General features: G+C 39.0%; 10 protein-coding genes and 1 pseudogene. 7 read left to right on the top strand and 4 right to left on the bottom strand.

Translation table 11 applies throughout. The features are described from left to right. The first annotated feature begins 111 nt into the window (after window positions 1-111). The 6 genes and pseudogenes from ACGEDC_RS01785 (at window position 112) to ACGEDC_RS01760 (ending at window position 7901) form a co-directional block, all read left to right on the top strand. The gene (locus ACGEDC_RS01785) at window positions 112-1071 is read left to right on the top strand and encodes a porin (protein WP_211030944.1); all 960 of its coding nucleotides are present in this window, start codon (window positions 112-114) and stop codon (window positions 1069-1071) included. A 247-nt stretch (window positions 1072-1318) separates the two neighbouring features. Continuing rightward, window positions 1319-2008, top strand: a complete 690-nt coding sequence (gene phoB, locus ACGEDC_RS01780; protein ID WP_055026434.1) for a phosphate regulon transcriptional regulator PhoB — start codon at window positions 1319-1321, stop codon at window positions 2006-2008. A 215-nt stretch (window positions 2009-2223) separates the two neighbouring features. After that, entirely contained in the window at window positions 2224-3531 is a 1308-nt protein-coding gene (gene phoR, locus ACGEDC_RS01775) for a phosphate regulon sensor histidine kinase PhoR (RefSeq protein WP_394496073.1), read from the top strand. Between the two features lie 253 nt (window positions 3532-3784). Continuing rightward, the gene (locus ACGEDC_RS01770; RefSeq protein ID WP_119968967.1) at window positions 3785-4741 is read left to right on the top strand and encodes a hypothetical protein; all 957 of its coding nucleotides are present in this window, start codon (window positions 3785-3787) and stop codon (window positions 4739-4741) included. Between the two features lie 256 nt (window positions 4742-4997). Continuing rightward, a complete protein-coding gene (locus ACGEDC_RS01765) occupies window positions 4998-5969 on the top strand; it encodes a PstS family phosphate ABC transporter substrate-binding protein (RefSeq protein WP_055026437.1) in 972 nt (323 codons plus the stop codon). A gap of 124 nt (window positions 5970-6093) precedes the next feature. After that, window positions 6094-7901, top strand: a pseudogene (locus ACGEDC_RS01760) (M1 family metallopeptidase). 1824 nt (window positions 7902-9725) lie between these two features. Here ACGEDC_RS01760 and ACGEDC_RS01755 read toward each other — a convergent pair. Beyond that, on the bottom strand, window positions 9726-10211 hold the full coding sequence (locus ACGEDC_RS01755) for a glutathione peroxidase (protein WP_055026044.1): 486 nt from the start codon (window positions 10209-10211) through the stop codon (window positions 9726-9728). Between the two features lie 308 nt (window positions 10212-10519). Here ACGEDC_RS01755 and ACGEDC_RS01750 point away from each other — a divergent pair, with 308 nt between their 5' ends. Further along, a complete protein-coding gene (locus tag ACGEDC_RS01750) occupies window positions 10520-11062 on the top strand; it encodes a YfaZ family outer membrane protein (RefSeq protein WP_394496070.1) in 543 nt (180 codons plus the stop codon). Between the two features lie 72 nt (window positions 11063-11134). Here the strand turns inward: ACGEDC_RS01750 and ACGEDC_RS01745 are convergent, their stop codons facing one another. The 3 genes from ACGEDC_RS01745 to ACGEDC_RS01735 all read right to left on the bottom strand — a co-directional run bounded on the left by ACGEDC_RS01745 (window position 11135) and on the right by ACGEDC_RS01735 (window position 13122). After that, window positions 11135-11296 (bottom strand): small highly charged protein, encoded by a 162-nt coding sequence (locus ACGEDC_RS01745; protein ID WP_119968964.1) that lies wholly within the window; start codon window positions 11294-11296, stop codon window positions 11135-11137. Between the two features lie 266 nt (window positions 11297-11562). Then, window positions 11563-11973, bottom strand: coding sequence for a copper resistance protein NlpE (locus tag ACGEDC_RS01740; RefSeq protein WP_055026046.1), 411 nt, complete (start codon window positions 11971-11973; stop codon window positions 11563-11565). Between the two features lie 18 nt (window positions 11974-11991). Next, the gene (locus ACGEDC_RS01735; protein ID WP_394496067.1) at window positions 11992-13122 is read right to left on the bottom strand and encodes a patatin-like phospholipase family protein; all 1131 of its coding nucleotides are present in this window, start codon (window positions 13120-13122) and stop codon (window positions 11992-11994) included. Between the last annotated feature and the right edge of the window lie 78 nt (window positions 13123-13200).

Below are 13200 nucleotides of genomic sequence, written 5' to 3'. Positions count from 1 at the left end.
GCACTATTCGCATCGTTCCCAAGCTATTAGGCAGCAAATATCTGCTTGTTCCAACCTGATAGCAGCACAAAAAATGGTGTAAAACACCAAAAAATATGTCTAAAGGATGAAATGATGAATGCTTTTTATAAAACGTTAGTTGCTTCTGCTATTGCCACTGCTACGCTTTCAACTGCCCATGCTGCAGAACCTCTAGAAGTATATGGTAAGTTGAATGTGTCAGTTCAGTCGAATGACGAAGGTGACGGTTCAGTAACTGAAATTCAAAGTAATGCATCACGTTTCGGTGTAAAAGGCGGATTTGAATTAAGTGAGTCTTTAGAAGCGTTTTACACTATCGAATACCAAGTTGATACTGGCAATGCTAGTTCAGATAACTTCACTGCTCGTAACCAGTTTGTTGGTTTAAAAGGTAACTTTGGTTCTTTCGCTGTGGGTCGTAACGACACTATGCTGAAAAAATCACAAGGTAAAGTTGACCTATTTAACGATTACTCAGGCGATTTAAAAGCACTTTTCAAAGGTGAAAACCGTCTAGCGCAAACTGCAACTTACTTAACGCCAAAGTTTGGTGATTTTCAAGTTGGTGTAACTTACGCTGCTGAAGGTGATAGCAAGCAAGAAGAAAGTGATGGTTTCAGTATTGCGGCTATGTACGGTGATTCTGGTCTAAAGAAAAGCCCAGTTTATGCTGCAATTGCTTACGACTCTGAAGTTGCCGGTTACGACATCGTTCGTGGTACTGTTCAAGGTAAAATCGCTGGTTTTGTATTAGGCGGTATGTACCAGCAAGAAGAAAAAGTTGATAGCGGTTCAAGCATCGATGGTTACTTACTAAGTGCAGCTTACAAAATTAAAGAAGTAACGTTAAAAGCACAATACCAAGACATGGAAGACAAAGGTGATTCATGGTCAATTGGTGCAGATTACTCGTTAGGTAAGCCTACAAAACTATTCGCTTTCTACACTGACCGTACTTCAATGGGCACAGTAGAAGAAGACAATGGTGACATCATCGATATCTCTATCGATGAAAGCTACTTCGCTGTAGGTATTGAACACAAGTTCTAAATTAAGCATTTAATCAATGCTTCAGCTAGATTCTTGATAATAAAGGAGGCGTTAGTCTCCTTTATTTTTTATTGCAGCAATAGTGAGTTAGCTCTCTATACGTTGCACTGTTAACAAGTTAGATTGAAAAGAATGATAGATTTATGACAAAAATATGATTTTATAGCTTTTTTGAGTGCTAAGATCATATTTCTGTAATAAAACTGACCAATAATACTCAAGCGGCTTACTAAACACAGAAAAGATTATGACAGCTAAGATTTTAATTGTAGAAGATGAGTCAGCCATTCGTGAGATGCTGACCTTTGTTATGGAACAACATGGTTTTACCACATCTGCTGCTGAAGACTTTGATTCAGCCGTTGAGCTATTGCAAGAGCCTTACCCGGACCTCATCCTGTTGGATTGGATGTTCCCTGGCGGCAGTGGCATACAATTGGCTAAACGCTTAAAGCAAGATGAATTTACACGTCAAATTCCTATCATCATGCTCACTGCTCGCGGTGAAGAAGAAGATAAGGTAAAAGGCTTAGAAGTGGGAGCTGATGATTACATCACTAAACCTTTCTCTCCTAAAGAGCTTGTGGCACGTATTAAAGCCGTTTTACGTCGTAGTGCACCTACGCGTCTAGAAGAAACCATTGATGTGCAAGGGTTGTTACTGGATCCTGTCAGTCATCGCGTTTCGGTAGGCGAGTCGGTTCTAGACATGGGGCCAACCGAGTTTAGATTGCTGCACTTCTTTATGACTCACCCAGAGCGTGTCTATAGCCGTGAACAGTTATTAGATAATGTGTGGGGCACGAATGTTTATGTAGAAGACAGAACTGTTGATGTACATATTCGTCGTTTACGTAAAGCCGTTGAAGACTCTGGGCATGATAAGTTAATTCAAACCGTACGTGGTGCTGGTTACCGTTTTTCGACCAGAATGTAATATTTAAAGCCGCAGATAAAAAACTACTGCAGTAGATTGCATTGAGTAACGACATAAGGAGTATGTTGTTGTATTTTACAATCTCTCAGTGGTTTTTTAACAATTAGTCGTGGTCAGAGATTTCATTTTACGCTATCTTGTGAGCCAATATTTACCTACCAACAATTAGGTAATAATCCGCAAACTGGATTATTTACATTAATTTTAGGCTACTTATGTTTCGATCTTATTCAGGATCTCGCTTGCTATTACGGCTCTTCGGAATTGAGCTTGTATTCGCCCTTATCGGCTTATTGATAAATCAAGTCGCACTCACCCTTATTATCGGCAGTATTCTTTTATTAGGATGGCATTACCGACAAATTAGTCGTCTTAATTTTTGGCTTTGGAAAGACAGAAAATTAACGCCTCCTCAAGGGACGGGTAGCTGGGAAGGTATTTTCAATGGTATCTATCGCTTACAAGGTAAAAACCGTCGTAGAGTCGGCCAACTCGCTTCGTTATTGAGCCGCTTTAGACAAGGTGCAGAAGCACTGCCTGATGCTGCAGTTGTACTAGATTCCGAGTTGAATATTCTATGGTGTAACAAGCTTGCTCAACTGATTTTAGGGTTTGTTTGGCCGCAAGATAATGGTCAAAGAATCGATAATTTAATCCGTCACCCAGATTTTTCTGAATACCTTAAAAAAGGTGAATTTAATGAACCGCTTGAATTAGCATCTCCAGTGTCAGAGCAGCGTTTATTAGAAATCCGCTTAATGAGTTACGGTGACAGGCAATTATTATTAATCGCTCGCGATGTCACACGAATTAATCAATTAGAAGGGATGCGAAAAGAGTTTGTAGCGAATGTATCCCATGAACTTAAGACACCGCTAACAGTGCTTCAAGGCTATTTAGAAATCATGCAAAGCATGGAAGAGCCAGACAGCATGAACCATAAACCATTGAACCTGATGCAACAACAAACAAGACGTATGCAATCAATGGTCGAGCAATTGTTAGCTTTGTCTCGTATCGAAGATGGTGCCGATATTGATTTGGAAAAAACCATCAATATGAGAGCGATGTTAGATATCTTAAAAGATGAAGCCTCAGCGCTAGCCCTTGATCAATATGATTTATCTTTTTATTGCGAAGACGGCTTAGATTGCCACGGTAACGAGTTACAATTACGTAGCGCGTGCACAAATTTAATCTCTAATGCGATTCGTTATACCGAGCCTGGTGGTAAGGTGACTGTGCGCTGGGAAATGGTACCAGCAGGCGCCCAATTTAGTGTGACTGATACAGGTCTTGGTATTGCTCCACAGCATATTAATCGTTTAACCGAACGCTTTTATCGTGTGGATAATGCACGTTCAAGTAAGACGGGCGGTAGTGGGCTAGGCCTAGCTATTGTAAAGCATGCTTTAAGCCATCATTACAGTGAGTTAACCATTACTAGTGAGCTTGATAAAGGCAGCTGTTTTAGTTTTATTATCCCCATAAACTTGGTTGTAAAAAACAACACAAGTAATTAATTGCTAGTATTACTTCATTTAATAAAGCCAACTCATGTCAATGCAAGTTGGCTTTTTAATTTATAGGCTAATCGTTTTAACTGCCTGTGATTAGGCTGCTTGTGATGCAGTTAACATCCCCGCTCAGAGTAAGTCGTAAAGTATCACGCAATTCATTAACATGCTCTACAGTATGTATCAAGGCGCTTTCTCTGTGACGCTTTCGCTCAGCTGTTTTGGCTGAACCTCATTTAATTACTTTTGTTTCGGAATTATGTTTAATTACTCAGTTAAATCTCAATCGGTGTTATTGGCCAGTGTTTTACTTTCAGGTGTTAGTTTTACTGCTAATGCCAACAACGATGTTAACACTGTGGTACAACAACAGACTAAGCCTTCTCACTGGAGTGGTTTACCCTTATTGTCTGATAAAGCGACTGAGCGAGGCTATGAGTTACCCATCCCCGTAGGCGTGAGCCTTTTTTATAACAACATTGATGCCGACTACATCGCTGTTAATGACTTTGAGGTTCAAGTAGATGGTGGTTTATTAGGGTTTCGTGGCCCCAATGATTACGTCGTGCCTGCTGAAGATGTCAGTATTACAGGTTCTGATAGAAGTGTGCAGCTTAAAATTGATGCGTGGATATTACCGTTTTGGAATGTCTATGCTTTGTTGGGGTATACCGAAGGCAACAAAGATATCTTGGCTAAGTTAGATAATGTTGAAGGTTTGCCTTGTGATGAGGCCTGTAATGGCGTGGTACTGCCAATTCCTATTAATTATACCGCTAAAAATTACGGTATCGGTACTGTGCTTGCGGGACAAATAGATCCCATTATTGGTGATACTCCTGTGATTGTGATGGCCGTGGGGGCAATAGTGAAAGCCAACACAAATACAACTGATAGTGTCATTAAAACTAAAATTGCTTCAGTAAGAGTAGGGCAACGATTTGATGTAGGCACCGACAAGCTAGCTTGGTTTTTAGCATTCAGCCATCAAAGTGTTGATCAGAATGTCACCGGTGATTACTCCTTTGTTGGCACAGAGCTTGAGCCTTTAATGGAAGAGGTGAAATTTGATATCGATTTGGCCAAAGAAGAAACTAAAAATATGTCATTGAGTATGAACTATGACTTCGGGCCGAAAAATGAATGGAATTTATATGCTGAGTATGGCTTTTTAAATTGGCAGCATTTAATTATCGGTTTTGGGCGCCGTTTTTAATTGAAATCAACAAAGATTGTCATATTACGTCAATAAAAAATGAGTGCGTATTTAGGGTAAGATAAAGTAACCCTCTATAAGTCACTGTTTAAATAGTATTTTAAGTTAGTATTTGCGGGATTGCAGCAGGTGTAACAAGAATGTCAAAAATGTTGATTGTCATACAACTGTCACATATTGGTCATAGACTTGTCATCGTAGCAATTGATACTGAGCGTGTCTTAAATAACAACGCTTATAATACCGGAGCATTACAATGAAACTTAAACAGCTAGTTGGCGCTATTGCCTTTACTGCAGCTGGTGTATTTTCAGCAACATCGATGGCAGCAATTGATAAAACATTACCTGTGTACGAAAAAACAAGTGGTGTTTCAGGTAATTTATCATCAGTGGGTTCAGATACACTTGCTAACATGATGACGTTATGGGCTGAAGAGTTCAAACATATTTACCCTAACGTAAATATCCAAATTCAAGCTGCTGGTTCTTCTACTGCACCACCAGCATTAACTGAAGGTACTTCACAATTCGGTCCAATGAGCCGTCAAATGAAGCCTAACGAAGTTGAAGCATTTGAAAAGCATTACGGTTACCAACCAACGGCAATTCGTGTAGCAATCGATGCATTAGCAGTTTTCGTACATAAAGATAACCCAATTGAAGGTTTAAGCATCGAGCAAATCGATTCTATCTTCTCGTCAACTAAGAAATGTGGCGGTAACGACGTAAATCGTTGGGGTGATGTTGGTTTAGACGGCAACTGGTCTAAGAAAGACATCCAGTTGTACGGTCGTAACTCAGTATCAGGTACTTACGGTTACTTCAAAAAGAAAGCACTTTGTAAAGGTGATTTCAAAGCAAACGTAAACGAGCAACCGGGTTCAGCTTCAGTAGTTCAATCTGTGTCTCAAGGCCTTAATGCAATCGGTTACTCAGGTATCGGTTACAAGACTGCAGGTGTTAAAGCTGTAGCAATCTCTAAGAAAGGCACTAAATACATTGATGCAACAGCAGGTAACGCTGCAAATGGTACTTACCCATTATCTCGCTATTTATATGTTTACATCAACAAGCACCCTAACAAAGATTTATCACCAATGGATCGTGAATTCATCCGTTACGTGTTATCTAAGCAAGGTCAGCAAATCGTAGAAAAAGACGGTTATGTACCACTACCTCGTAGTGTTGTTGCAAAAGACCTAGAAAAAGCTGGAATTAAGCTGTAATACAATCCCACTTTTGACACTAAAAGCCTCATTCGTGAGGCTTTTTTGTGTCCGTTTAATAGACTCGATGAAAAGACCTAAGTGAGTTAATATAACCCGATAATAATTCCAATAAGGGTTTGATGTGGCTGAACAATTAGATTTCACTCGTGACTACCATTCTGTTGCTAACACTGATGACATTATCGTGCATCATATGACGCTTTTCCTTGATGTTGACTTTGACAAACAGCAACTTCATGGACAGGTTAATTTGCAATTTAAACGGCAAACATCCGCTGTGCATTTGGTGCTAGATAGCCGTGATTTGATGATTGATGCCGTGACAGATATCCATGGAAACCAGTGTCACTATTCATATGAAAGCCTAAGCGAGTTTCAAGGCGGGCAAATCACTGTTGATATCGGTACAGAGATTACCGAAGTGGTTATTCATTATCATACTTCGCCTATCGCCCAAGGATTACAATGGTTAACTCCTGAGCAAACCTTAGGTAAACAACACCCTTATCTATTTAGTCAATCTCAGCCTGTTAATGCCCGAAGCTGGATCCCACTGCAAGACAGTCCGAAGGCCAGAATCACTTTCAATGCGAGTGTCAAAGTTAATAACGGTCTTCGTGCAGTAATGAGCGCCGCTAATTCTTCTGCTATACCTCAAGATGGTCAATTCTTTTTGAAATGGAAAAACCCATTCCAACTCATTTGCTTGCGCTTGCAGTTGGCGATTTAGCTTATGGTGAGATTAGCCATCGATGCGCTATTTATACAGAACCTGGCATGCTTGATAAGGCGCTCAAGGAGTTTGAAGATACCGAATCAATGATTGTGGCTGCAGAATCTTTATTGGGGCCTTATCCTTGGGATCGTTATGACATGATAGTGCTGCCACCTAGTTTCCCTTTTGGTGGAATGGAGAACCCACGTTTAGCATTTATTACTCCAACATTGATTGCAGGTGATAAAAGCTTAGTGTCAACTGTGGCGCATGAATTAGCCCACTCTTGGACAGGCAATTTAGTCAGTAATGCAACCTGGCGTGACTTATGGCTAAATGAAGGTTTTACCACATATTTCACCAATCGTTTGGTTGAAAAAATATATGGCCAAGAACAAGCGGAACTTGAGTGGGTGATTGAATATGGTCGCTTAAAAGAAGAAATGCTATCAATGCCACTAAGTTCACAAACTTTGCCAGCTAATGTCCAGTTTCAAGATGCTAACGACTCATTTAATCGATTCACTTATGATAAAGCCTCTATGTTTGTACATGAGCTTGAATCGAGGCTAGGACGCGCTGATTTTGATGTGTTCTTATTTAATTATGTTCAGCAATTTAAGTTTGAGGCTATTACAACAGAGACGTTTGTAGCGTATGCCAAACAAACCTTATTACACCAGCATGGCGATAAAATATCAGAGGGTGAATTACTCACTTGGGTTTATGGTGAGGGCCTACCTGAGTGGTTCGAGGGCCCAACATCAAGTAGCTTAGACAAAGTGACATCGGCATTAACACAATTTTGCGCAGGAGGGCATGCAAAGCAATTGAATGTGGCAGGCTGGCGAGTGCACCATTGGCAGTATTTTATCAACCAATTGCCATTTCAATTAACGCAGGTTCAGTTGAAAGATTTGGATATGACCTTTGGTTTTACTCAGAGCAAAAATGCAGAGCTTGCATGTGACTGGCTTAGAGTCGCCATTCGAAACCATTACGAGATAGTGCTGCCAACCGTCGCTGAATTCTTAGGAAGTATTGGACGAGCAAAATTTGTAAAACCCCTCTACAGTGAATTGCTTATTGCTGGCTATGTGGATTTTGTGTCAGATATTTATCAGCAAACAAGAGCAAGCTATCACCCATCATTACAAGTACAACTGGATGTTATGCTTACTTCATCAAACTCAAGTTACCTCAATACTCCTTAGCTAAATAACGAACAAAAAAATGGCAACCCAATGGGTTGCCAGAAGTATTTCCTGTGGGACATAAGTTAATCATACGCTAGCGGATTAACAGGTTCCCAAATAAGGGGGATGATGATGAACAATGAAACAGTCTTAAACTAATTCGGTTAGCGATCATTTAATGTTGCCGTGATGAAGGGCTAATCAAACTTGAGATAGTCGGTAAGTAAGAATCCACTTAACCATTATCAACTCGCTACACTTACTCAGAGTATCGGTTTATCAAAAGGTTCAATATCATGAGTAAAAAAATACATTTTTTAGGAAAAATTCTTTAGCTTAAAGAGACCTGTTTAAAATTAACCCTACTCTTCTTGCTTTGAACGAAACTTGCCCGATTAACCTCAAATTTTATTTGCTGAATTTAAGATAAAAAAATGGCAACCCAATAGGTTGCCAGAAGTATTTCTTGTAGGACATAAGTTAATCATACGCTAGCGGATTAACAGGTTCCCAAATAAGGGGGATGATGATGAACAATGAAACAGTCGTAAACTAATTCGGTTAGCGATCATTTAATGTTGCCGTGATGAAGGGCTAATCAAACTTGAGATGTTGGGTAAGTAAGAATCCACTTAACCATTATCAACTCGCTACAATTACTCAGAGTATCGGTTTAACAAAAGGTTCAATGATTTTATAAAAAAATGATCTTTTCATTCTATTTATATCCAAGATTCATTTTTATCTAACACTCCTTTCTATCTCATACCAACATAAGCGTGCGGGCTTTGTATGGAAGGGGTCATTTTTGTATTGATTAAAGCACAGATAAAAAAATGGCAACCCAATGGGTTGCCAGGAGTATTTCTTGCGGGACATAAGTTAATCAAGCGCTAGCGAATTAACAGGTTCCCAAATAAGGGGGATGATGAACAATGAAACAGTCTTAAACTAATTCGGTTAGCGATCATTTGATGTTGCCGTGATGAAGGGCTAATCAAACTTGAGATGTTGGGTAAGTAAGAATCTACTTAACCATTATCAACTCGCTACAGTTACTCAGAGTGGTGGTTTAATAAAAGGTTCAATGATTTTATAAAAAAATGATCTTTTCATTCTATTTATATCCAACATTCATTTTTATCTCATACCAACATAAGCTTGCGTGCTGTGTATGGAGGGTGATTTTTGTATTGATTAAAGCACAGATAAAAAATGGCAACCCAATGGGTTGCCAGAAGTATTTCTTGTGGGACATAAGTTAATCAAGCGCTAGCAGATTAACAGGTTCCCGAAAGGGGGATGATGATGAACAATTCAAAAACCAGTAAAGCAGTCTTAAAAATAATTCGGTTAGCATTGGTTGATGAGACCATGTTGATAAATTGTCTTGTGAAGTAAACCGTGATGAAGGGTTTGCTTTACCATTAACGCTTACCAACTTGCTACATATACTCAGAGCGTTGCTATTCAAAAAGGTTCAAATAAATTTAAAATTTTTTATAAAAATATAAAAAAACTGATTTTTGATGACCTAGAGTCTTGCCATTACGTCGCTTTTTATGAGTTTTAGCTAGTCGGAGAGGAGTACTATTATGGTTGAGATGTCGATGTATTGGCTTACGTATTTAGAGCCATAAAAAAAGGCAATCAAATGATTGCCTATCGATCCACTTTGAGATCAAGGGGACCGCGCTAGAAGTCCCAGGGAGATGATGAAAGTGAAATCACACTGTCTTAGTAAGTAAGACTCTCCCTTCTCTGGATAGTTCAAAAAAAATACAATTTATTTTGATATGACTTTTGATAAATTTTTTGTATTTAAATTCAGTGGGTTGATGTTTATTTTAATAAGCCCTCAATTTCACTCATTAGGTTTTCCGGCTTTGTTGTTGGTGAATATCGATTGAGAACCTTGCCATCTTTGTTGATTAAAAACTTTGTAAAGTTCCATTTTATCGACTGGCTACCTAATAATCCCTTAGCTTGTGACTTCAAGAAAGTATATAGCGGTGCTGAATCTGGGCCATTTACATCAATTTTGCTAAATAGTGGGAAGGTGACCCCGAAATTAATTTCACAAAATTCACTGATAGCTGCTTCGTCGCCTTTTTCTTGTTTACCAAATTGATTACACGGAAAACCTAATACCACAAAACCTTGATCTTTGTAGAGTTGGTATAAATGCTCCAGTGGTTTGTATTGATGAGTAAAGCCACATTCACTAGCGGTGTTAACGACTAACACAACTTTGTCTTTAAATTGTGCCATTGAAACGGTATTACCTTGAATATCAACTGCTGACTGATCGTAAAAAGACTGACTCATAGCTTACTCCTCATAGATTTGTTCTTACTATATCTGATCAACTCTAATAGCACAATTAAATTGTGTGCAATTTAATTTTTTGTTGTGAGTTAGATATCAAAAACACTGATATTTCGTTTATTTTTTAGCAATGTCGTCATCAATATTTATAAGTAGCAAGTATGAATCATTTGGTTAAATTGTTATTAACGCGTTTGAAGTTTGTATGCGAGTGATTGATTTGTCACTAGCGTGACTGATTTATAAAGACTTAATAATAATGGTCAGTATAATCTCGGCAAATTATGATTCTTGATTGAGGTATTAACATGAGCAAAACCATTAAAGCTACAGCCATAGCGGCAGTAAGTGCACTATCGTTGAATGCAAGTGCATCCGAATTAACGTTTGGTATAAGCGAACATGTGGTTTCTGCTGATTTAAAATCTTACCTTAATGAGCATACCAACCTTGAAGCGGGCTACATTTATTCTGATAAAAAAGGACATTTGGCTGAATTTGCGATGCACATGGTTCATCAAACTGGTCCACATACTATTGAAGTAGGCCCTAAATGGTCTTCAGTTTGGTTTGATGATAGTCCAAATGGCAGTGTGATATCAGTGGGTGGTCATTACAGCTTGGCGCTGAATAACAATTTATCATTACATGGTGATGCTTATTACGCACCTTCTGTATTATCTTTTTCTAACGTCGATGGCTACACCGAGCTAGGTGCAAAAGTGAAGTATAGCTTTAACCCGAATATGGCATTGTTTGTAGGTTACCGTAACTTAACATTCAAATATGACGACCGTTCAGATCGCTCATTTGATGATGGTTTCTATATTGGCGGTACGGCAAAATTCTAGCACTTTCATCGTTGGTCGTTCATATATAAAAAAGCAAGTTGCTGAGCAACTTGCTTTTTTTATGGCAGTCTGTCACTGATATTGGTTCGCCTCAAAATCTAATTCAGCGTAATCATCGGCATAACGTTTTTTGGTATCCTTTCTACGATGATTGACTTTTTTCGTTTTGGGCTTGGTTTCAACTTCTTCATCCCAAAGAAGATCGTCGATATCAAATTTATAGTTTTGAGACATAACTCTTTCCAAAGTGATGCTACTACAGCTGAGTTTTTAGGGCTGTCATAGCGTATATCATGACTGGTTACCCGTACTTTTTACCGAATTTTATTTTGAAGCGAAAGCAAAATATATGTGCTTTGTTGGTGAAAAATTCTTTCCGACATATCTGGTATCATTCGCTTATGTTAGGCGGTAGCCGGGAAGCTAATTGCTAACAATGTATATCGACGACTGGACATACTGTTGGACATATAAGGGGAAGGCTTTTTTATGAGCTGATTTTATGAACTGATTTTATGAACAATGTACTGCTCTTCGTGTTCCCCACGTATTCGTTGACTTTCCACATTCAATAAGTACATTTTGCTTTCTACAACTTGGTAAATTTGCCCTCGATCTAAATAGATTATATTTCCTGTACTATCCCAATTGAACTCACCTGAACTGACAAATGGGTTAGGGTCTTGTCCTAAGTGCTCTGTTGAAATGGTGTATTGATTAGGGGCAATTAAGGTGAGTATGGTTTTCATTCCGTTGCAGCTTGGACAAGGAAAAACGCCTTGGTAAGTGCCTGCCCAGTCAACCGTATGTAAGCTGCCTTTGAGAGGATCGGGGTCAAATTGTAACTTAGTGTCATTGCAGGCTGCTAACATCAGCAAAGTTGCTAGAGCAATTATCCTTATTGCGTCCATAACATTCCTTTTATCCAGCTAGGTAGTCTTGATATTAAAAAAGTCCTTAAAGGTGTCTATCTGTATCATTGCGTCTTGATAACCTAAATCAATTAAAGCACTTGTGTAGGCTTTTTCAAATAATAGGTAAGAAACCACACTTGAGTCTGACTGACTATCTATACCAATGAATTTGAGGAGCATCCTTATCGCGAGGGGGAGATCTTTATAATATCTTGCTGCAATTTCGCTTAGGTCTTCACTAGGCTTTATAACTAAAGTATTAATCTTCCTTAGGTTTATCATTTCCACATCTGCGCCAGGAATTAAATCTAAGGTGGTATTAATTCTTTCAAGCCGCTCAAGATCACTGTTTAAGGTGTCAGAAAAAATGGTATCGAGTAAGTGACCTGCGATGGTGGCAGCTTTTGGGTGAGCATCAATTTCGTGTTGCGGTTTTTTATGTGGGCTATCGAGGTTAATAACCATGATTTTATCAGCCCCCAAATGAATTGAACTTGATAGCGGGGATAATTGATGCACTGAGCCATCGCCAAAGTAAGCTTGATTGAGCTTAATTGACGGAAAAACCAAAGGAATAGCTGATGTTGCCATCAAATGGTTGGTCGTCAGTGTGCAGCGGTTTCCTTGCCGTCTGGCTCTTTGCCAATCATCGACACTATTATGGGCTTGGTAGAAGCTGTATGAATGTGAGTCGTTATAACTAGAAGCGTCAATACTAATTGCTTTTAGTGCGCCACTGCCAATGTTTCGCTCAATGCGTTGGAAGTCTATTAGTTGGTTAAGTAACTGACGTAACGGAGAGTTATCGAGCAAACTACCGGCATCAGTGTTCATTTTATCAGTCTGTAAGCCTTTTAATGCCATCTTGCAAAGGTGTTTGAATACATCCCAAAAAGAAGAGCGATATACTTTTTTCGTTTCAAAATGACGCCATACCCAATCGAGTTTTTTAACGCCTAAATGAAAACACGATGCATGGGTTGCTAACGAAGTGGCATTAATTGCACCAGCTGAAGAACCACTGAGGATTGCAAATGGAATGTGGTGATTACGAGGGTACAGTTGTACTAAGGCTTTTAACACACCAATTTGGTATGCAGCCCTAGCGCCACCGCCACCTAATACCAGTGCAATAGTCTCTGACAACGTTTATCTCCTTATTGTGTTTAACATCATGATATCAGTATGGTTAATATTATCTGGTTAGACGAGTTAATGAAGGTT

The organism is Shewanella sp. ENK2, from assembly GCF_043568515.1.
GTDB lineage: Bacteria > Pseudomonadota > Gammaproteobacteria > Enterobacterales > Shewanellaceae > Shewanella > Shewanella japonica.
This window is presented reverse-complemented; position numbering and strand designations above follow the sequence as displayed.